Source organism: Sorangium sp. So ce124, assembly GCF_051525235.1.
GTDB lineage: Bacteria > Myxococcota_A > Polyangia > Polyangiales > Polyangiaceae > Sorangium > Sorangium atrum.
This window is the reverse complement of record NZ_CP150312.1, coordinates 2,304,905-2,324,779: the sequence shown is the minus strand read 5'-3', so window position 1 is coordinate 2,324,779 and position 19,875 is coordinate 2,304,905. Positions and strand designations below refer to the sequence as shown.

Genomic DNA, 19,875 nt, shown 5'->3' with positions numbered 1-19,875 from the left:
CTTCGACGACTCGCTCGATCGCCTACCTCATCAGCAAGGTGGGTCGCTGTTCAAATACGATACCGTGATCAAAAGCGCCGGGAAAGGGATCGCCTGGTCATGGAGGATGTTGTTCATGCGTTTCCTGAAGAGTGTACTCTCGTTGTTGTTCCCACTCGCTCTCTCAGCCGCCACGTTTGGGTGCGACATCGCTCGCGTGCCGATCGGTGAGCTCGACCCCGACCAGCAGTCGCTCGACCCCGATGGCTCGGGCGCGGGCGGCGCGGGCGGCTCGTCGGGTTCCGGCGGCGCGGGCGGCTCGTCGAGCAGGTGCAGCGCGCCGGTGGCCTCCCGTCCCTTCAGCCTGGACGGCTCGGCGGCGACGAGCGGCACCTCTCCGCTGGCGATCACTGGCATCGCCTTTGATCCTTCCGGCAACCTCGGCATGACAGGGCACACGGTGTCGGACGTCGGCATGCCCGGGTCCTCGCCATACGATGACGCCCTCTTGGCAAAGTACGACGCCGCGGGCAACCCCACCCTCAGCAAGCTCTTCGGCGATGATTCGAACCCGCAGGCCGGCCATCACATCGTCTTCGACGCGGACTGCAACATGTTCCTCGTACGCTCCTCGGGGCGCTCCTCGGGCTGGTGGGACATATTCCTGGACAAGCTCGACAGCGCCGGCAACCCCCTCTTGAGCAAGAGCCTCAACCCCTGGTATGAAGCAGATTGGAACATCACATCCATCGCGGTGGATCCGACGACGGGCGGCGTGGTGTTCATGGGAAGATACGTCGGGGACCTCGATCTCGGGGGAGGTCTGCTACCGTGGATACAGAGTGACTACGACCCGACGAGAGGCTACGTGGCAAAGTTCGACGCGATGGGGAATTTTGTCTGGAGCAAGTTCTCCCCGCGCGGCAGCGGCAGGTACATGCCAGGCGCCATCATGGCCGTCGACACTTCAGGGCAAATTGTGCTCGCGGCCGACGATTCGGACATCGTCGATGACGGATCAGAGAGAGGCAAACTCGCGCGGTTCGAACTCGCGCGGTTGGACGCCTCGGGAAACCCTATCTGGAGTCAGGAATTGACCGCTCCTCTCCATCCTGGATCAGCCTCGGACTCCCATAACGGCCTTGCTGGCGTCGCGGTGGACGGAGACGGAAACATGTTCCTCGCCGGGAACGCGCGCTGCGACTTTGATTTCGGCGGCGGACCGCTGGTCGGCGCGAATTGTTCATCCGACAATGCCTTCGTGGCGAAGTTCGATGTTCATGGAGACCACCTCTGGAGCCGCCTCATCGAGGGCAGCCTTGCATCCAGAGCCGTGAGCCTCGGCGTCGACGCTCTCGGGAACACCTTCGTTGCGGGCAGCGTCACCGGTACCCTGGACGCCGACGGCACGGCGCTCGGCGCAGAGGACGGAGCCGAGCGGCAGTTCGTCGTGCGGCTCGACAGGGATGGGCATATCTCGTGGTCCCACATCCTCAGCCCCGAGCTCAGCAAAGTGCAGGGCCTCGCCGTGGATCCTGAGGGAAACGTCGCCATCATGGGGCGAGACGCCGGTGCCGTGAATGCGAGCGCTTGGGGCGCAAATGTCGTGACGAAGCTCGACGTCGCGGCGCCGTGATTCTATGCAGGGGGGCAGCAGAGGCGGCGGCCGCGGTGGATGTCTCCTCCCGCCGCTGACCTGAGGTGCAGCCGACGATGACGGCCGCCGCGACTCGTGCGAGGGTCGTTTTGCGAAGATGAAGACCAGGACCCCCTCGTGGGACGACCTCCGCATCTTGCTCGCGGTCCACCGGGACAAGAGCTTCCTCGCCGCCGGCAAGGCGCTCGGCGTCGCGCCTTCGACCGTCGCTCGCCGCGTCGAGGCGCTCGAGCGCACGCTCGGACGCCCCATCGTACATCGCGCCAACGACGGTACGCGGCTCGACGCTCACGCGCTCCGGCTGGTGGCGCTCGCCGAGGAGCTCGAGCTCGGGCTCGCGTCGCTCGTCCGCGACGGGGGCGACGCGGAGGTCTCGGGCACGGTGCGCGTGTCGCTGCCCGAAGGCTTCATCCGTCCCATCGTGCCGGCGCTCGCGCGGCTGCGCGCCAAGCACGCCGCGCTGGCCGTCGAGCTCATCTCGGAGTCGCGCGTCGCCGATCTCGCGCGCGGAGAGGCCGACGTGGGCATCCGGATCGTCCGCTCCACGTCGCCGTCGATCGTCTCCAAGTTCCTCGGGCGAGCGAGCACCGGGCTGTTCGCGTCGCGCGCCTACGTCGACCGGAGGCTCCCGGGCGCGAAGCTCCCGCGCGACATGGCCGGGCTGCATGAATGGGTCGGCTTCGACGACTCGCTCGATCGCCTGCCCCATCAGGTGTGGCTCCGCGAGTACGGCGCGAGCCGCTTCGTGTTCCGCTCGAACTCCGCGATCGCCATCGAACAAGCGGTGCTGGAGGGGATGGGCATCGGCCTGCTGAGCGAGATGCAGGGCAGGACGTTTCCCGGCCTCGTGCAGCTCGATCTGGAGGCGTCGCCTCCGCACGTGGACGTCTTCCTCGCCTTTCATCGCGACGCGAGGAGGACGCCGCGAGTCCGGGTGGTGGTGAAGGAGATCGAAGCGGAGACGCGCCGGCAGCTCGGCTGAGCTGGACGCTACGGCCGGATGGCCAGGAGCGGGGCCGCGAGCTGGGGAGCGGCTGTGTTCATCATGTCGATGAGCATCCGGGGCTCCGCGGCCCCGAGCCTGCCGAGATCGCTCGACATCTTCGTGCGGCTCATCATCCAGAGCAGCGCCGTCACGACGAGGCGGGGGAGCCTCGCCGACACGCCGATGGCCGTCGGGAGGATGGCGTTGCCGTGGGCGCGCACGATCTCGAATCCGGCCGCGAAGGCGCGCGCGTGGGTCGCGGCTTCCTCCCACGTCACGCCCGCGCCGCGGGCATGGACGATCACGCCGATGGACATCAGCGGCGCGACCATCGCCGCGTGGCTGCGAAGCCAGCTCTGCATGTCGCGCTCGACGACCGTGGGGACGCCGGCCGCGTTGAACAGCTCCGCCACGTCGGCGTCGTCGACCGTGGTGCCCGCCCGCACCTGCGGGTGAATCCGACCGTCGATGAGGAGCGTGAACACGCCGCCCGGGAACCCGAAGCGGAATCGCTCGGCCCCGACGGCGTCGCGCAGCGGCTCCAGCCGCTCGAAGGTGTTGAACATGAACATCACGCGCCGCGCCGCGCTCGCGCGCAGGGCCGGCAGCACGGCCGCGACCTGCGGTGAGAGCACCGTGACGAGCACGAGGTCCCACGGCGTGGCGGCGTCGAGCGAGGAGGCGACCGTCACGCCTGCGCGTTCGCCGTCACCTCGGACGATGGCCCGCTCCTCCTCGAGCCAGCGGAGGCGCGCGCCGCGAGCCACGACCGTGACGTCGTGCCCAGCCCGCGACAGATGCCACGCAAACGTGCTCCCGATGGCGCCAGGCCCCAGAATCGCGATCTTCATGGCAGAGAAGATACCCATGGGCGCTGGCGTCAGGAACGCATACCCATGCCGATCGGATCTGCGAATTTGCAACATGACACTCACGGCGCACGGCGCGGTGGCGCTCCGCCCGCGACCCGGCGGCGAGGCTCCGCCATGGGCTGCGGCAAGAGGCGTTCCTGCCATCGAAGGTGCACCAGCCGGCGCCGCTGCGGCCCGGTGCGCCGCTCCCGGGAGCGGCGGCGCCGGAGCCGCCAGCCCCGGCGCGCTCCAGCCGCCCTCCCGGGGCTCGTCGCAGACGCAGCGCCCGCGCCGACGAGACTGCACAAGTGCCAGAGGAGCAGAAGTCGATGCATTGCTGCACACTCCTGCTGCAAGGAGTTGCCATCTCCGGTCTCGGAGCTCGGGGCGAAATGCATTAGGGTCGATCGGCAGGTCGAGGCGTGGAAGGGCGCCAGGCTCCGGCGCCGGGTGGGAGCAGCGCGATGAACGAGATCAATTTCTACAAGCTTCCGCGTGCCATTCAGGACGGCGTGATCGAGGCGTTCCGCGGGCGGTTCGCGCCGGCGCCGATCGTCAGCCGGTTCGGGACTCGGCACACCATCGTGGCTTGGCTCGCGGTCAGCGCGGCGGCGGGCCTCCTGCTGGCGGCGCTCTGTGCGGCCGGCTTCGGCGACGTCAACAGCGCTCTCGCGCTCCACCCGACGGCGGCGGCCGCCGCGTACGTGCTGCTCGCCGCGACCACCGTCATCGGCGTGCTCCGGGCGCTCGCCTACAACGCCGACCTCATCACGCTGCCGTTCACGCCCGGCCTGTTCGTCTTCCCCGCGAACCTGGTCGACGCGCGCGACCACAGGCTCCGGGTCTTCTCGCTCGCGGAGCTCTCGCGCGTCTCGGCGACCCCTCGAGGCGCCGTGGTCCTCACGTTCGGCGGCACGCAGCACGCCTTTCCCCTCGAGGACCCGTCGCGCTCGGGCGACGTGATCCGGGAGGTCGAGGCGGCGTGCAGCCGCATGAAAGCGAAGCCCGACCCCGCGGAGCTGCGCCGGCTCGATCCGTTCGAGCCGCCTGCCATCGAGAGCCCGTTCGCGTCGCCCATCCCGCTCTCGCGCGAGGCCCCGGGGTGGCACAGCTATGCATGGCTCCTCGCGGCCGCGGTCGGCGTGGCCCTCGGCCTGGGGCTCTTCTTCCTCCGCAACCGGATGAGCGACGCTCGGATGTACGCCGCGGCGCGGGAGCGCGACGACGTGGCCGCGTACCAGAGCTACCTCACGCGCGGCCGCGGCCACGGGGACGCCGTCTCGCAGGTGCTGCTGCCGCGGGCCGAGCTGCGCCTCGCGGCGGCGAGAGGCTCGGTGGAGGCCATCGACGACTTCATCCGCGCCTACCCGAGGACGGGCATCCAGGCCGAGGTCGCCGCGGCCCGCCGCGCCGTGCTCGCCGCGGAGCTCGAGCGGGCGCGGGAGGTGGGGACGCTCGCGGCGCTGCTGGCGTTCGCGGAGCGCTATCCGAAGCACGGCCTGGACAAGGCCTTCAATGACGCCAGGCACGCGCTCTATGTGCGCGCGCTCGATCGGTACAAGAGCGAGATGCCCGAAGGGAGCGAGCAGAACGCGGATTTCGCGCGGCGGCTCCTCGCCTACGCGGAGCGCGTGGGGCCCAGGAGCACGCCGCAGGGCCTCCGCGGCCCGGCCGTCCAGGTCCGCTTCCGGCGGCTTCCGTCGCAGGACATGGAGCGCGCCGACGATATCGTCCGGAAGATCCCGATGTTCAGCGGCGGTGCGTCCCTGCCCTCGCGCTACGTGGATGCGACCCGCCTCGATCCCCAGGAGAAGCGGACCGCGACGGCCCTGGCGGAGGGGCTCGCGCGGGGGTTCCAGCCGGAGCTCGTCACCTTCGAGCCGGGCCCGCCCTTCGAGGGCTCCGCAGAGGAGCAGCTCTCGGTGACCTCCCCCTCCCTCGTGGTGAGCTATCGCGTCGAGCCGTCCGGGATCGCCCATGCCAGCAAGAAGCCGCAGATCATCATCATGGGGCTCAAGTTCTTCTTCAAAGCGGAGTTCATCCTGCCCGGAGACGCGGAGCCGCTGCTCATGAGCCACAAGAGCGCGCGGCGGGTCCCGGCCGGGCTCATCCAGCAGCAGCCCCCCTCCCCGCGCCCTGGGATCCTCGAAGCCATCGTCTACGAGGCCATGATGCGCGAAGCCTTCATCGACCTCGGAGAGCGCTACCTCTCCAAGTGGTTCCGGAAGCGCGACGAGCCCAAGTGAGGGCTGCTGCGACAGCGCCACTCTCGGGCGTGCTGGCAAACGAGGGAACGCCCCGGACAGCTGATGACCGGACGAGGCCGAGCGTCGAGCTCACGAACATCGCTTGGCTCGCCGGCGGGGCTGCCGGGGCTCCGGCGCCCGGGAGCAGGGCACCTTGCGGTGTCGCGCGATGTTCGATATCGTCGATCGTCGGCAGGAGGAGCGCCTCAACCACCAGCAAATATGGCTAACTACGTCTCTCCTCATCCCGGGCTCGAGGGCTCAGGGACCGCCTTCGCGTCGGTCGCCGCGGCTCTCGGGGCGCACGGAGACATCGGGAAGAAGGTGCTCTCGACGCTGGGCGTACCTGAGCTGGTCGCGGGCGAGTGGTACCCGCTCCAGATGCTCCTCGACCTGCTGAAGGGCGTGGCCCGGGCGAGCGGCGACCATACGCTGCTCGCCATCGGGAAGGCGCTCGTGGATCACGCCGTGTGGCCGGCCATGCCGCCGACCGTGGTGGACGCCCTCCAGATGATCGACGTGGCATACCACATGAATCACAGGCTTGACGGAGAGGTGATGTTCGATCCGGCGACCGGCGTCATGCGGGAGGGGATCGGCCACTATCGCTGTCATCCGGAGAAGCACCAGATCATCATGGTCTGCGATACGCCTTATCCCTCGGAGCTCGATCGTGGGATCCTGCTCGGCACGGCGCGGCGAGCGGCGTCGCGCGGGGTCAGGCCGCGCGTCGACGTCGTGCTCGACGAGTCCCGCCCGTCGCGGAAGCACGGCGCCGACTCCTGTACCTACCGCGTCACATGGTGAGCTCCCATGGCGGGGATCTGGGGAAGGCCGTTCAGGAGCTCGAGCGGGGATCGGGTAAGGGACTGTTCGTGGGAGGCGTGAAGCTCCCGCTGGCGCTGGCGGAGCTGGGATTGATCGATGAATACGAGCTCGTGGTGCACCCCAGGCTAGCGGGCCATGGGCCGACGTTGTTCGCGGGGCTATCGAAGCATGTCGACTGAAGCTCGTGAGTCGGCTGGAGCTCGGCTCGGGGGCGGTGGCGATGCCCCTCGGTGCGCCTCTCGCGCACCACGTCGCCGCCTTGCGGACACATCCTCAGCAGCAACCCCACGGTCGTGAGAGTCGCATCGCACATCCCATGTGCCCCACCTCACTCGTTATCTAGAGATTTTACTTCTTCAGCCAGGTCTGGGTCCTGCCGAGGAGGGAGATGCCCAAAAAGCCGCGCACCTTCAGCTTCTTCCCGCCCTCGATCGCCTCGAGCTTGCAGCTATAGGTCTCGCCGTTGTTCGGATCGAGGATCGTACCGTCATCGTACTCGTCGTCATCGCGGACCATGTTCCTGATGATGACGAGCCCCACAATGGGCTTGTTCTTGTCAGCCCCTTCACAGGCGGTGCAGATCTTCGGCTTCCCCTTCTCGTCGAGCGGCTGCTTCAGGCTCACGATCTTGCCGAAGATCTTCCCGCCCTTCTCGTAGATCTCTACCACCGACTGCTCGACCCCCTGTTCATCGATCGTCCGCCACTGGCCGGTCACAGGGAGAGGGTCCGCGAGCACGAGCGACGTGGTGAGGGAGCAACCCAAGGCGGCCAAAAGAGCCAGGAACCTCTTCATGTCGTCAGAACTCCTTTCATCGGTCTACGAAGCCACGGCGTTCGGCCCTGGCGTGGTGCTTGATCCGCATGTCGGTGTGCGCCGCTGAGCGCAACATGCCTTGGAGGGGGACGGGGCGCCGCGCCGTTTGTTCATCGGGCCGGGGAGAGCGGCGGCGGGAGGCAGGGCTCTGGTCAGAGGGGGAGCCGGACGGTGGACATGGCTCCTCTCGCAGCAGCCCTGCGGCGCGGTGGACGTCATTTTTCCCCCGAGCGTACCGAGCGGGCTCGTGGAGCGCAACGGCGCCGTGCAGCGGCGCGCCGGGACGTTTGGTGGCCAGTCTTCGCGTCTTCGCGCGCGTGTGGCACGCTTCACGCCGGCCGCTCGCGGCCGAGGCAGGTCCGCCGGAGCCAGGATCCGTCCAGCGAGACGACGCCGCCCTCGAAGCGGATCGGGGCGGCGAGCAACGCGCGAAAGGCCTTGTATCCCACCACCCCCGGGCGGAAGGCGTGCAGGAAGATGTGGTGAAGCCCGTCGGGGCCGATCGCCACGGACGGGTGCCCTGGCCCCCACCATTCCGCGCTGGAGCTCAGGAGGACCTCCGACGACTTGCGGTAGGGTCCCGTGGGCGCGTCCGCCACGGCCGCGCCGATGCCGTAGTGCGCGGTCGAGAAGTCGTTGCCGGCGTAGAGCAGGTGATAGCGCCCGCCCTCCTGGGTGATCCAGACGCCCTCGATGAGGTGCGCCTCCCAGGGCTGATCGTTCTCGAGGATGACGGCGGGCTCCCCTTCCAGCGAGCGGCCGTCCGCCGACAGCCGCTGGGCGTGGATGCGGGTCCTGAGCGCCCGCGCGATCGCGGCGATCTCGGCCGCCTCCGCGCCGCGCGCGCGCGCCCCGAGCTCCTCGAGCCGCTCCGCGAATCCCGTGAACTCCGCCGTCGCCGCCTCGACCAGCGGCTGCAAGACGAAGAACTGCTCCATGGGCTCGAGGGTCTCCGCCCACGGCCACAGCGTCAGCGCCAGGACCGCGGTGCGCTGGTCCTCCGGGGCGGCGAAGAGCTCGTTCACCCTGGCGGGCTCCCGGTGGAGCAAGGCGGCCAGCTTGCGCGGCCACACGCCGTTGTCGTCCTTCTTCCAGACCAGCCAGGGCGCGCCGCGGGCGTCCACGAGGATGTGGGCGTCGATCACGTCCCCGGTGACGATCGGCGCTTCATCCGCGTTGAACGGGCCATCCGGGCCCTCGGATCTGGCGAGGCCGATCGCGAGCGAGCGGTCCTGCATGCGGGCCGTGAAGCAGAGCCAGTACGCGTCCGCGACCCGGTGCATCTCCGGAGCCCAGAAGTCTGCCTGGTTGGGGCCGGTCAGCGCCCAGGCGGGTGCGTGTTCCTCCGGGAAGACGAACCCGGTCAGCTGCCAGGTGGCCAGATCGCGAGAGGCCAGGATGGGAAAGGCGTTCGGCGCGTCGTTCGAGGTCACCAGCAAGCGCCATTCGCCCTCGCCCACCCGCACCACGCAGGGGTCGCCATAGCCGTAGAGGATCTCCGGCGCGACCGGCTCGGTCAGCAGGGGTCGCAGCGTCGGCCCGCCGTTCCGCGGCGGCGGCGGGGTGCGGGCCAGCGGCATGCGGGCGCCGAAGTCCCGCGCCAGCGCCTCGAAGAAATCGAGGTAGTCCGGCTGCTCCGCCCGGGCGAGCGCATAGCTCCCCGCGCCCCGCCCGGGCTCGATCACCCGGAAGCCGCGGGGCCCCCGGACGTCGACAGCGATCTCGAAGGCGAACGGCGCGCCGGGCGGCGTCCGCAGGCGCAACGGCGTGGCTTCGGCGTTCATGCGGCAGGCTCCTCCGTGACGTCGGCGATCGGGACCAGCGACGCGCGCCCGCCATGCCGGACGCGCTCGGTCCCGGCGTCGCCATGTCCTGCCACGCGCCGCGCGGGTGCGCTCGGCGAGGGACGAGCTGCGCGGCGCTACCTCAGAGCTCGCCCACCTGGCTGTGCTCGTAGAAATCAACAAGCGCCTGGCCGCCGCGGCCGAGGCCCGCCTGGGCATTGATGTAGGGCACCGCGTCTCGAATCGCCTTCATCGTCAGCCCGATGTTCTTGTGCGTCCCGACCACGAGGGCGGTGTGGTGCTCCACCGCCCGCTCGGGCTGCGTCAGATAGCGAAAGAGCTCCTGAATGCGCGGGATGTGGATGCGGCCGCGCGTGCCGAACGTGTCGATGCCTTCCTCGCTGACCCGGCCCACCCCGCCGTAGAGGAACACGCTGCCTTCGCGCGCGTTGGTGCAAGGTCTCAGAAAGGCGCAGGTGCCCGCCTTGAGCTCGCCGTCGACAGCGCCCCAGGTGTTCTCCGCGCCGATGTCGGCCTGGGTGGCCAGGATCTCCTGGCGGGTGATGCGGGCGCCGGGGCGCATCACGCTCTTGGCCCAGACGCCGCAGTGGAAGAGATCCACCTCCTCGCGCTCGTCATCGTACATGTTGTTCCAGTCGCCCAGCAGCGGCACGAGCCCGGAAGCGCACTGGAGCATGTACATCCCCATCCAGCCCGCGATGTCGGTCTCGCAGGCGGCGGGGATGAGCTTGTCCGAGAGCATGCTCATGCAGGTGCAGGGCATCACGCCCACCTCTCCGCCAATCTGGTACTTCTGCATCTCCGTCCAACAGCGCACCGCGATGCCGTCGAGGTCATTCTCTTTCACGAAGCGATCGAAGACGACGCCCATCCGGGCGATCGCCTCCAGCGAGGCGCGCGGAACGTCAGCCGCCGCCATGTAGCCGGAGACCGCTTCCAGCTGAGTGGATAGCTCGCGCGGCGAGACCTTGCGCATCTGTCGATCGAGCGCGATGAGCTCCAGGCCGACCGTGCTCAGGCCCATGTGCCCCAGCAGCTCGGTGGAGACGTTGGTGACCGTCTGGAACGCGTCGGGCCCCGACCCCACGAGCCCGAGGCGCACGCCGCGGCCCCGGCGACGGAACTTCGATGCCAATACGCAGCTCGCGTAGAAGGCGTGGAGATCGTCCGCGAAGGCCGCCGAGCTCACGGCCTCGCAATGCTTGGACGTGAGGGTGTACGGGTAGCCGATGTGGCGGAGCGCGTTGGCGGCCGAAAAGCGCCCGCACGCCCCGTCCCGCCGGCCCTTCTGCCCCATGCGCCCCAGACCGCGCACGTCAGGCTCGGTGTGCAGCAGCACCGGCACATCGAGGTCGGCCAGCCGCAGGAAGTCCCGGATCCCGTTTTCATCGGAGAAATTGTACATCGAGCAGATGACGCCAATGGCCCCGCCGCCGTCGGGATCGCGGCGGTACTGCTGGGCGACGCCCGCGGCCGCGCGCGCGTCGGCGTAGGTCTCGACGTTGCCGAGATCGACGTAGCGCACGCGCTCGCCGAGCACACGGCCCACCGCCGACTGGGTGGCCTTCGCTCCCTCCTCGGCGAACTCCGTCGGAAAGAAGCCCCGGTTGCCCATGAAGCCCAAAATCACCGGTTCACTCTGTGCCATTGCTGTCTCCTGGAGCAGGCGGGCTCGAGCCAGAATGACCCTGGACCTCCGCCAGCGCTTCGACACCGCCGAACGACTCTTCGATCGGGTGGATCCGTGGGATCGCGGCCACGGCTCCCTCGCGCGCGGGGGACCGCGAACACCGGCCGCGTATTCCGCTTCAATACTATGCATGTCCGTGCTAGCGTCAACAGCTAATCCGAATTAGCTAAAGGGAGCGCGCGCTTGAACGATCCCCCCGACCCCGACCCCCCGCACGTGCCCGGTCTGCGTCCGATCCGTATGAAGGACATCGCCGAACAGCTGGGGTTGTCCCAGACCACGGTGTCTCACGTCCTGACGGGCAAGCATGCGAAATTTCGCATCAGCGCCGCCACGGTGGAGCGGGTCTGGGCGCTGGCCCAGAAGCTGGGCTACCGGACCAACGCCATGGCCCAGGCGTTCCGGGAGCAAAAGTCGTACGCCATCTCCCTCGCCGTCGAGGACCTGTCGAACCCGTTCTGGGCCGGGATAGCCGTCGGCGCCGAGCGCGAGGCCGAGCTCCACGGCTACACCCTCGTGGTGAGCCACCTGGCCGGCAACGCGGGGCGCCTGCGCCGCGCGTTGCAGCTCGTGCACGAGTCCCGGGTGGATGGGCTCATCGTGTCCCCGATTTCCGGAGGGGATTGTGATCTCATCGCGGCGCACGAGCAGGGACTTCCCTTCGTGCAGATCGACAGGGCGGTCCCGGACCTCGACGTGGCGTGCGTGCGCACCGATCACGCGGCCGGTTCGGTGCTGGCGCTCCGCCACCTCCTCAGGCACGAGGATCGGTCGCTCGTCTACATCGGCGGCCCGCTCGACATCGCCACCTACCGACATCGTCTCGACGGGTTCCAGGCGGAGTTGACGCGGAGCGGCGTCGCGGCGGCGGCCATCGAGGAGTTGAAGGAGGCCACCCCGGAAGCGGCCGAGGCGCGCATGGTCGAGCTCCTCCAGCGGCTGCGTGGACCTCTGGCGGTCTACGCAGCCAATTTCTGCACCACGGTCGGGACCCTGCGGGGCATCCGCGCCGCCGGCCTCTCCGTGCCCGACGAGATCGATGTCGTCGGATTCGATGACATCCTGATGGCCGATCTCTTGCGCTATCCCGTCGCGACAGTCGATCAGGACGTCGGCGGGATAGGGCGCGAAGCGGTCCGGCTGCTCCTTCAAAGGCTGGCGGGCGCCGAGGTCGCGCGAGAGGTCCTGCTCCCCCCTCGCCTCACCGCGCGGACATCGGACGTACCGCGCAGCGAGGGGCGAGCTCGCGCGCGGAGAGCGCGGAGAGCCGACGGCTCACCGGATCCATCTCGGCAATCCAGGAGCGGCGGTCCCGGAAAGAACAAGAAGTCCAACTAGAACACGAGTTGGCGTGCGCTCGGAATCGGCCGTCACGTCCGCCCGGAATACGCCGTCCGCAGCTGCGGAACCAGCAAGGTCGACGTTGCGGACGCCACGTTCCCCCTCCGTCGGTCGGCAGCGCGACTCCGCAGATGGCATGCTCCGTGCCTGCTTCGTGCGAGCGTGATCAATATTAACGACTCACGAAGAGGCCTGGTGCACGGCGACGATGCCTGCCGAGACTCGGGCGCGAAGGGACGGCCGCCGGTAACTGCCTACATCAACCGCATTGCCACGGCCGTGCCGCCGCACGACGTGCATTCCTCCTTTGTCCGCTTCGCGAGGACGCTGTTCAGCGACGAGCGCAGCCGCGTGCTGTTCGGGCGTATGGCGGACAAGGCGCAGATTTCACACCGGTTCTCCGTGCTGGCCCCGAGCGTCGAGGTGGGCGGCGCCTCGATCGACGCGGGGCGGTTCTACCTGCGCGGCAGCTTCCCGACGACCGCAGACCGCATGCGTTTGTACGAGAAGCACGCGCCGGAGCTCGCCGCGCAGGCCGTCTCGGGCCTCGATCTCGGGACCACGACGCGCCGGATCACCCATGTCATCGTGACGTCGTGCACCGGCTTTTCCGCGCCGGGCATCGACCTCGATCTCGTCGAGCGCTTCGGCCTCGATCCATCGGTCGAGCGCACGACGATCGGCTTCATGGGGTGTTATGCGGCGATCAACGCGCTGAAGCTCGCGCGGCATATCGTGCGGTCGGCGCCCGAGGCGCGCGTGCTCGTTGTGAACGTCGAGCTGTGCACGCTGCACCTGCAGGAGGCCATCGCCATGGATCAGATGCTGTCGTTCCTCCTGTTCGGCGACGGCTGCGCCGCGGCCGTGGTCAGCGCCGAGCCGACCGGGCTCGCGCTCGACCGGCTGCACGCCGTCGTGGTGCCCGGGACGCGCGAGCTCATCACGTGGAACATCCGCGACCTGGGCTTCGAGATGTTCCTGTCCGGCCGCGTGCCGGGCGCGATCGACCGGGGGCTCAAGGCCGCCGCGGGCGCGATCCTCGACGGCGCCGCGCCAGGCGAGATCGACCTCTGGGCGGTGCACCCCGGCGGGCGGTCGGTGCTCGACGCGGTCGAGCACGCGCTCGAGCTCGGGCCGGACGCGCTCGCGGCGTCGCGCGACGTGCTCGCGCGCTTCGGCAACATGTCCTCGGCGACCCTCATGTTCGTGCTGCAGTCGATCATCGCTGACGCGCGGCCGGGCATGCGCGGATGCGCCATGTCGTTCGGTCCAGGTTTGACCGCCGAGACGATGCTGTTCCATACGGACTAGACCGATGAGCGCCCTGGACTTCTCGCGTCGCTCCACGCTCGACGAGCTGATGGATACCCAGCCCGTGGGCTTCGAGGAATTCCGCGCTTGCCTGGTCGATCTGGCGCGGGTCAACCGGCTGACGCTCGCTTACCGGCCGACGCTCGCGTTCCTCGAGCGCCTCGTCGCGCGCGGCCTGCCCGAGAACCGGCCGCTCGAGGTGATCGACGTCGGCAGCGGCTACGGCGACATGCTGCGTCGGATCGACGCGTGGGCCAGGGAGCGCGGCATCGCCGTCTCGCTCACCGGCGTCGACCTCAACCCGTGGTCGCGCCGGTCGGCCGCCGAGGCGACCCCGCCGGGCCGGCCGATCAGCTGGGTCACCGCCGACGCCTTTGCCTACGAGCCGCCCGGCGGCATCGATGTCGTGTTGAGCTCGCTCTTCACGCATCATCTCCCCGATCCGGCGGTCGTCCGTTTCCTCGCCTGGATGGATGCGAAGGCGCGGCTCGGCTGGTTCATCAACGATCTGCACCGCCACCCGCTGCCGTATCACTTCTTCCGCCACCTCTCGCGATTCGCGGGCTGGCACCGCTTCGTGCAGCACGATGGGCCGGTGTCGATCGCCCGCGCCTTCTCGGCCAGCGACTGGCGCTGTCTCATCGCCGAGGCCGGGCTCGATCCGCGCGCCGTCGAGGTTCGATGGTGGATGCCGTTCCGGCTCACCGTCGGGAGGCTCAAGGTCCCGTGAACGACGCTGTCGTCGTCGGAGGAGGCCTGGCCGGGGCGGCGGTCGCGCTGCTCCTCTCGCAGGCGGGGCGCGAGGTCGCGCTGATCGAGCGCGAGGCCGGCCCGGCGGACAAGGTCTGCGGCGAGTTCCTGTCGCGCGAGGCCGCGCTCTACCTTGCGTCGTTCGGCCTCGATCTGCGGGCGCTCGGCGCGGTGCCGATCGAGGCCGTGCGCCTGGTCGAGCGCGATCGGGTCGCGGCCGCGGCGCTGCCGTTCCCCGCGCTCAGCCTGTCGCGCCGCGTGCTCGACGAGGCGCTGCTCGCGCGCGCCGCGGCGGCGGGCGCGTCGATCCGGCGGGGCGTCCGGGTCCAGGCGCTCACGCGGGCGGGCGCGGGCTGGGGGGCGCGGCTCGAGGACGGCAGCGCGATCGAGGCGCGCGCCGCGTTCCTCGCGACCGGCAAGCACGACGTCCGGGGCCTGAGGCGGCCTTCCGGGCTGCAGGACGATCTCGTCGCCTTCAAGCTGCACTGGCGGCTGGTGCCGCGGCAGGCGGCGGAGCTCGACAGGCACGTTGAGCTCGCGCTGTTCGAGGGCGGTTATGCCGGCCTGCAGCCGGTCGAGGGCGGTCGGGCGAACCTCTGCCTCCTCGTCCGCAAGAGCCGCTTCGCCGCGCTCGGGCAGCGCTGGGACCGCCTCCTCTGCGCGATGCGCGAGGGGTCGCCGCACCTCGACGCGCGGCTCGCGGGCGCGGAGCCGTGCCGGGCGCGGCCGCTCGCGCTCTCGACGATCCCGTACGGCCATGTCCAGCGCCGCGCGGACGGGATATGGCGACTCGGCGATCAGGCGGCGGTCATCCCCTCCTTCTCCGGAGACGGCATGTCGATCGCGCTGCACAGCGCGCGGCTCGCGGCCACGGCGTACCTCGAAGGGGCGAGCGCGGCGGCGTTCCAGCGTCGGCTCTCGCGCGACGTCCTCGGACAGGTGCTGCTCGCGACCGGCCTCTCTCACGGCCTCGTGCGGCGGCCAGGCCAGGCGGCGCTCGGCGCGGCGGCGCGCCTTTGGCCGGGCCTCATGGCGGCCGTCGCCGGGCGCACGCGCGTGCCCGAGGCGGCGCTCGTGCGCGGAGGGCTGCCGGTACCTGCGAGCAGCCGCTAACTCGGGGCAGGCCGCTCCACGACGAGGAGCCTCGGTCAGTCGGCGGGCGGAATGAAGAGGCCAGGGCAGGGCTCGTCGCCGAAGACCCTGGTGCCGAGCCGGTACATCGTGATCTTCGGGTTCGGCGCCCAGTTCCAGCTGCCCCCCGCATGGGAGTAATCGTTCGACTGGTTGAACGCCTGCCAGCTCGACGCGTGGAACGCGATGTTGAACCGGTCGGTGGAGGACGAGGGATCGACCGAGAGGAACGGGAAGCGCACGTCGAGGTAATGCGTCGCGCCCGCGCAGCCGCCGCCGGGCACCTCGTGGAAGCTCATCTCGAGCTCGCTCGAGCAACCCCAGCACGTCGCCTCGAGCGAGCCGGGCGGCTCCTGGCTGAAGTAGTACCGCACGGTCGAGCCCGCGAGGTACACGCTCTCGCTTCCCGTGTTGCGCACCTGGATCCCGGGCGTCACCCAGCTCGACTGCGGCGCGTGGGAGTCGTACAGCACCTCCAGCTGGCAGTCCGCAGGGCACGACGTGGTGCTCTCGCCGCTGCTGCAGACGCCGTCGCCGCAGGAGCAGTCGCTCGCGCACGAGGCCGGGCTCTCGAGCGGGCCGCAGGCGCCGTCACCGCAGGAGCACAGGTCGGAGACCGTGCGCTCGCACATGGCCTGGATGGCCCGGAAGGCATAGGTCACGTCCTCGCCGCGGCACGCGTCGTCGGCGCAGGTGAACGGACGCACGCAGTCGCCGTCCTGCACGAAGTCGCGCTCGCCGCGCACCAGGATGCCCACGAGCTCCTTCGTGTTCGTGTCGAACACCCCGGACCCGGAGTTGCCCACGAACGTGTCCAGGTTGCCGACGAAGAAGTCGAGGCTCGGCGCGTTGCTCCGGACCGCGGCCCCGTCGGCCAGCTTGAGCGGCAACCCGCGGGGGAACCCGTGCACAACGAGCGGCGTGCCGATGGCCAACGGAGCGCTCGACACACGCACCGCGGCGGGCGTCCGCCCCACCACGGGCCGATCGAGGCGCACGACCGTATAGTCCGCGCCCCGCCGGTCCTGGTAATAGGTGATGAAATCCACGCAGCTGTAGACGTCATCGCTGGTGATCTGGCCGAGCTGGCCGGACGGCGTCATCGCATAATCGAAGACGAAGCGGCTGTCGCGGCAGTTGTTGATGCAGTGCGCGGCCGTGAGCACCAGGTCGTCGTCGATCAGCGTTCCGCTGCAGTCGGCGAGCGCCGGCTGGGAAGCGAAGCGCTCGTCGGGGCACACGCCGTCGCGCTGCGCCCATGTGGGCCCGGCGATCTGGATGTTGTTCGGGTCCGAGTCGTCGACGGCCGACGCGGGGATGAGCGCCACGGTGAAGTCAAGCGCCCGCGCGGCCCAGGCGGGATCCGCGTACGTGAAGGGCTCCTCGCGGTCATCCTGGCCATAGATGACCTCGGAGCGGGCCTCGCCGGCGGCCTCCTCCCCGGCAGGCGCAGGCGCCGCGCACCCCGCGGCAGCCCACACGGACAAAAAGCCAGCAGCAATGATGAAGCGGTTCGCTCTCATGACAAGCTCCAAGTGTTCGAGGCAGAGCGGGGATCACCCGGTGGGCCCGATAACGACGTGTCAACGCCTGGCCGACGTCAGCAAGGATCTGACGCCCGACAAGCAAGGACCCCCGAGTGGCACGCTCGTTCCGTTCGCAGCGAGGGGGATCTACTTCGTCGTGCGGCGCGCACCAATTCGTATGCGCCATGGACCTCATGCACACGCTGCATCGAGCCGGGGCGGCCCGGGGCGCGGGAGTACGACACGCTCGCCGACGACCTCGCCGCCGTGCTGGAGCAGCTCGATCTGCGGGAGGTCACGTTGGTGGGACACTCGATGAGCGGCAGCGAGATCGCACGTCACCCGCCATGAGGGAATGGGTGAAACACCAGATGCTTCAGTGCTCGATGAAGGCCCGCACGGGTTGTTCATCACCGACGACGAGCGCGTCAGCCGCGATCCCGTCGCGTTCGCGCGAAGCTGAGCCGCCCGCCTGTCCACAAGGGACACGGCCCCCGTCGCCGACGCGATCTGGGATCGCTTGGTCCACAACGTGCACGTGCTGCCGCTGAAGGGGCCGTCGGTCAGGAAGAAGAAAGGGCTCGTGGTGAAGAACACGGTAGAGTTGGGGTGACCATCCCAGCGTCCCTTCCGCTTCGAGATGTGGATCAGGTAGGACCCAGACCCGTCGCTGCGCTCCGAGCGCGGCCGAGCGCTCCTGAACGGGTGGCCGGGCGCTGGCGGAGTGGGCGGCCGAGTCGACCCGAATAGACATTCAGCAGCAAATGAGCGTAGCTTGCCCGCTGTGTTTACCGTAAAGGAAGTGAGTATGAATCAGTTTGTGAAATCAGGGGGGACAAGGGGAGCTGCCCGTCAATCAGTCCGAGGGACTCTCGTCACGGGCGCTGGGCCTGCTCCGCGCGCAACGAGCAGCGCCATACCGCGCATCCTCGGGGGCATCGCGATCGTCGGTGCGCTCCCTCTAGCGTATTGGCTCGGCACCCGTACGGCGACGGCCGATCGTCCGGCGCTCGCGGCGCGGGAGTCTGGCGCGCCGGATCGTAGCGTCGCCGCACCTATCAAGAAACCGCCCGTGATCCCGGCTGCGCCCGACGTCGTGCGCGAGGGATCCCCCGCCCAGCCCGAGCTGGCTGTCAGCGCGCCGCCCTCCGAGCCTCTGGAAGCACCGCAACAGGAGCCGTCGGCGCTCGAGCACCGCGATCGGGTTGTGGCTGAGTTGCGCGCCTCCGGCGTGGACCGTCGCCTGGGTGCGCCGGCATCGACGGTTGTCAAAGGGTGGTCGAGCAAGCTCGCGCAGTTCGCGGTCGGCGGGTCGTTCGAGCGGGAGGAGTGCTACGCGAAGGGCTGCTTCGTGACCATCGTCCATCCATCGCTGCAGGACGCGGAGAAGGCCACCGACATCATCACCCGGACCGGCGAATTCAATGGCTGGCAAGCGGGCAAGATGCGCAGCGGTCCGATCGCTCACGACGATGGCCGCGTAGAACTCACGTGGGTGATGTATCCACCACCGCCCGACGGCCATGTGCTCCTCGAGACGCTGCCCCCGGACAACTTCGAGGAGTTGATGCGGCGCGGCTCCCCCCAGTGAGGAGCGCTCCCCTCTGCATCGCCGTGAGCGTCGGGCTTCTGTCTGGCGGCCCTTGGCGGGGGTGCGACGCCGCGGCGCACCTGGTCGCGCAGGTGCTTCCCGACGTCCCGGTGGTGCAAGGGGGGTGCTGACGGCGCCGCACGAAGTCTGTCGCGTGCTCGGGCTCCGACCGGACGCGCTGACCGCGCCTGCTTGTCTCGGCGCTGCCTGTAGAACCCTCCCGCGGCTAGATGCCGTTGTCGTTCACTGGAGACACGCTCACGGTGGAGGTGATCCCTTCGAGCGTCACGTTCGACGGCAGCCTGCACATGACACCGACCTGCACCTCGGGGCCGATCAGCGTCTTGTAGACGCCGAGACGCACTCGACGGGTGATGCCGGCCACCTTTGTAAATGGTGCGGATTCGGACGTGCTCCCATCCCGGGTGACCCAGGTGAGCTTGCAGTCCGGGCAGCTGCCGCCGGCGACGCAGCCCGACAGAGCGGTGCCTCCCGAGTATTGAACGTCGGTGAACGAGATGAACCGGTTGTGCTCGGCGGAGTCGTCCGCGGGCGGAGTGATGGGACAGAACACGTCCAGCTCCGAAGACGACGAATTGGTGATCCCGGACTCACTGCGCGTGATCCCCGAGACCCCGCTCGCGGTGGTGGCCGCCGAACACTCGATGCCGCTGACCTGGACGTTGTTCCAAATCGGCGTGAGATCCCAGGGATCGGGGAACGTCGACGGCAGCGCATCGGGATTGTGAAGGGAGTCGCAGTTGTCAGCGAGCTGACACAGCATGACCTTGTAGCCGAGTATCGCCGTGAGGGTCGGCACGACGCAGTTGTAGTCCAGGCTAGCCGCAGTCAAGCCCTCGTTGGCTTCCAGCGTGTGCGTCGCGTCGCTCCCCCAGAAGCTGCCAAAGGAATTGGGGTTGGAGTAGTTTGACGCGTCGGCGAGCTTGATCTCGCCGCTCCCGATACCACCGGTGTTGCTCACCGTCGTGCTGTAGTACTTGGATCCATTTTGGGTTTGCATCCCGGCGTAGCAGCTGACGGTGCGGGACGGGGCAAAGGACTGCCGCTGGAAATTCACGACCGCCAGCATGGCCTCCGCCCATTCATGGGCATCGAAGGTGTAGGTGCCAGGCCCATTGGAGCCCCAGCGACTGGCCAGGGAAATCGGACAGATGACCGTCCGATTCGACGCGGTGGTGTTGAGGAGGGCGCCGCTGCTGTAGACCACGCGATCGTCCGAGAGCGGTGTCGCGAAGTGACATGCCGCCCCACCGTCCTTCAGCAGCCAGGCCTTGTGCGTGGCCGACGCTACCCCGGCGAACAGAAAGCAAACACCGAACAACGCTAACATCGCGAGCTTTTTCATGG

The 19,875-nt window shown here is 69.1% G+C and carries 16 protein-coding genes and 1 pseudogene; 11 read left to right on the top strand and 6 right to left on the bottom strand.

Features of this window, described 5'->3' with window-relative positions; translation table 11 throughout:
• The first annotated feature begins 115 nt into the window (after nt 1-115).
• On the top strand, nt 116-1,615 hold the full coding sequence (locus WMF19_RS08840) for a hypothetical protein (protein ID WP_437898678.1): 1,500 nt from the start codon (nt 116-118) through the stop codon (nt 1,613-1,615).
• 118 nt (nt 1,616-1,733) lie between these two features.
• Entirely contained in the window at nt 1,734-2,618 is an 885-nt protein-coding gene (locus WMF19_RS08835) for a LysR family transcriptional regulator (protein ID WP_437898677.1), read from the top strand.
• Between the two features lie 8 nt (nt 2,619-2,626).
• Here the strand turns inward: WMF19_RS08835 and WMF19_RS08830 are convergent, their stop codons facing one another.
• Entirely contained in the window at nt 2,627-3,472 is an 846-nt protein-coding gene (locus WMF19_RS08830) for a ketopantoate reductase family protein (protein ID WP_437898676.1), read from the bottom strand.
• 464 nt (nt 3,473-3,936) lie between these two features.
• On the opposite strand from WMF19_RS08830, the gene WMF19_RS08825 reads away from it, so the two are divergent.
• The 3 genes and pseudogenes from WMF19_RS08825 to WMF19_RS08815 all read left to right on the top strand — a co-directional run.
• A complete protein-coding gene (locus WMF19_RS08825) occupies nt 3,937-5,718 on the top strand; it encodes a hypothetical protein (RefSeq protein WP_437898675.1) in 1,782 nt (593 codons plus the stop codon).
• A gap of 222 nt (nt 5,719-5,940) precedes the next feature.
• On the top strand, nt 5,941-6,525 hold the full coding sequence (locus tag WMF19_RS08820; RefSeq protein ID WP_437898674.1) for a hypothetical protein: 585 nt from the start codon (nt 5,941-5,943) through the stop codon (nt 6,523-6,525).
• Between the two features lie 11 nt (nt 6,526-6,536).
• A pseudogene (locus tag WMF19_RS08815) lies at nt 6,537-6,769 on the top strand (dihydrofolate reductase family protein); the annotation flags it as partial.
• Between the two features lie 125 nt (nt 6,770-6,894).
• Here WMF19_RS08815 and WMF19_RS08810 read toward each other — a convergent pair.
• From WMF19_RS08810 to WMF19_RS08800, 3 genes are all read right to left on the bottom strand, one after another.
• Complete coding sequence (locus WMF19_RS08810) at nt 6,895-7,341, bottom strand: DUF2147 domain-containing protein (protein WP_437898673.1); 447 nt, start codon at nt 7,339-7,341, stop codon at nt 6,895-6,897.
• Nucleotides 7,342-7,691: 350 nt separating this feature from the next.
• Entirely contained in the window at nt 7,692-9,146 is a 1,455-nt protein-coding gene (locus WMF19_RS08805; protein WP_437898672.1) for a family 43 glycosylhydrolase, read from the bottom strand.
• A gap of 142 nt (nt 9,147-9,288) precedes the next feature.
• The gene (locus WMF19_RS08800; RefSeq protein WP_437898671.1) at nt 9,289-10,815 is read right to left on the bottom strand and encodes an L-fucose/L-arabinose isomerase family protein; all 1,527 of its coding nucleotides are present in this window, start codon (nt 10,813-10,815) and stop codon (nt 9,289-9,291) included.
• 282 nt (nt 10,816-11,097) lie between these two features.
• Between WMF19_RS08800 and WMF19_RS08795 the strand changes: the two genes are divergently transcribed.
• The 4 genes from WMF19_RS08795 to WMF19_RS08780 all read left to right on the top strand — a co-directional run bounded on the left by WMF19_RS08795 (nt 11,098) and on the right by WMF19_RS08780 (nt 15,372).
• Nucleotides 11,098-12,195 (top strand): LacI family DNA-binding transcriptional regulator, encoded by a 1,098-nt coding sequence (locus WMF19_RS08795; RefSeq protein ID WP_437898670.1) that lies wholly within the window; start codon nt 11,098-11,100, stop codon nt 12,193-12,195.
• Between the two features lie 198 nt (nt 12,196-12,393).
• Entirely contained in the window at nt 12,394-13,509 is a 1,116-nt protein-coding gene (locus tag WMF19_RS08790; protein WP_437898669.1) for a type III polyketide synthase, read from the top strand.
• 4 nt (nt 13,510-13,513) lie between these two features.
• The gene (locus WMF19_RS08785) at nt 13,514-14,239 is read left to right on the top strand and encodes a methyltransferase domain-containing protein (RefSeq protein ID WP_437898668.1); all 726 of its coding nucleotides are present in this window, start codon (nt 13,514-13,516) and stop codon (nt 14,237-14,239) included.
• The gene (locus WMF19_RS08780) at nt 14,236-15,372 is read left to right on the top strand and encodes an NAD(P)/FAD-dependent oxidoreductase (protein ID WP_437898667.1); all 1,137 of its coding nucleotides are present in this window, start codon (nt 14,236-14,238) and stop codon (nt 15,370-15,372) included. The genes WMF19_RS08785 and WMF19_RS08780 overlap by 4 nt, the downstream gene beginning before the upstream one ends.
• A gap of 35 nt (nt 15,373-15,407) precedes the next feature.
• Here the strand turns inward: WMF19_RS08780 and WMF19_RS08775 are convergent, their stop codons facing one another.
• Nucleotides 15,408-16,913 (bottom strand): trypsin-like peptidase domain-containing protein, encoded by a 1,506-nt coding sequence (locus WMF19_RS08775; RefSeq protein WP_437898665.1) that lies wholly within the window; start codon nt 16,911-16,913, stop codon nt 15,408-15,410.
• Between the two features lie 475 nt (nt 16,914-17,388).
• Here WMF19_RS08775 and WMF19_RS08770 point away from each other — a divergent pair, with 475 nt between their 5' ends.
• Both WMF19_RS08770 and WMF19_RS08765 read left to right on the top strand, forming a co-directional pair.
• On the top strand, nt 17,389-17,529 hold the full coding sequence (locus WMF19_RS08770) for an ATP-binding protein (RefSeq protein ID WP_437901606.1): 141 nt from the start codon (nt 17,389-17,391) through the stop codon (nt 17,527-17,529).
• 459 nt (nt 17,530-17,988) lie between these two features.
• The gene (locus WMF19_RS08765) at nt 17,989-18,507 is read left to right on the top strand and encodes a hypothetical protein (protein ID WP_437898663.1); all 519 of its coding nucleotides are present in this window, start codon (nt 17,989-17,991) and stop codon (nt 18,505-18,507) included.
• Nucleotides 18,508-18,733: 226 nt separating this feature from the next.
• Here the strand turns inward: WMF19_RS08765 and WMF19_RS08760 are convergent, their stop codons facing one another.
• Complete coding sequence (locus WMF19_RS08760; protein WP_437898662.1) at nt 18,734-19,873, bottom strand: hypothetical protein; 1,140 nt, start codon at nt 19,871-19,873, stop codon at nt 18,734-18,736.
• Nucleotides 19,874-19,875 lie beyond the last annotated feature (2 nt).

Coding starts and splice junctions, on each gene's coding strand:
- WMF19_RS08840 (WP_437898678.1), top strand. CDS start 116: ATGCGTTTCCTGAAGAGTGTACTCTCGTTGTTGTTCCCACTCGCTCTC.
- WMF19_RS08835 (WP_437898677.1), top strand. CDS start 1,734: ATGAAGACCAGGACCCCCTCGTGGGACGACCTCCGCATCTTGCTCGCG.
- WMF19_RS08830 (WP_437898676.1), bottom strand. CDS start 3,472: ATGAAGATCGCGATTCTGGGGCCTGGCGCCATCGGGAGCACGTTTGCG.
- WMF19_RS08825 (WP_437898675.1), top strand. CDS start 3,937: ATGAACGAGATCAATTTCTACAAGCTTCCGCGTGCCATTCAGGACGGC.
- WMF19_RS08820 (WP_437898674.1), top strand. CDS start 5,941: ATGGCTAACTACGTCTCTCCTCATCCCGGGCTCGAGGGCTCAGGGACC.
- WMF19_RS08810 (WP_437898673.1), bottom strand. CDS start 7,341: ATGAAGAGGTTCCTGGCTCTTTTGGCCGCCTTGGGTTGCTCCCTCACC.
- WMF19_RS08805 (WP_437898672.1), bottom strand. CDS start 9,146: ATGAACGCCGAAGCCACGCCGTTGCGCCTGCGGACGCCGCCCGGCGCG.
- WMF19_RS08800 (WP_437898671.1), bottom strand. CDS start 10,815: ATGGCACAGAGTGAACCGGTGATTTTGGGCTTCATGGGCAACCGGGGC.
- WMF19_RS08795 (WP_437898670.1), top strand. CDS start 11,098: ATGAAGGACATCGCCGAACAGCTGGGGTTGTCCCAGACCACGGTGTCT.
- WMF19_RS08785 (WP_437898668.1), top strand. CDS start 13,514: ATGAGCGCCCTGGACTTCTCGCGTCGCTCCACGCTCGACGAGCTGATG.
- WMF19_RS08775 (WP_437898665.1), bottom strand. CDS start 16,913: ATGAGAGCGAACCGCTTCATCATTGCTGCTGGCTTTTTGTCCGTGTGG.
- WMF19_RS08760 (WP_437898662.1), bottom strand. CDS start 19,873: ATGAAAAAGCTCGCGATGTTAGCGTTGTTCGGTGTTTGCTTTCTGTTC.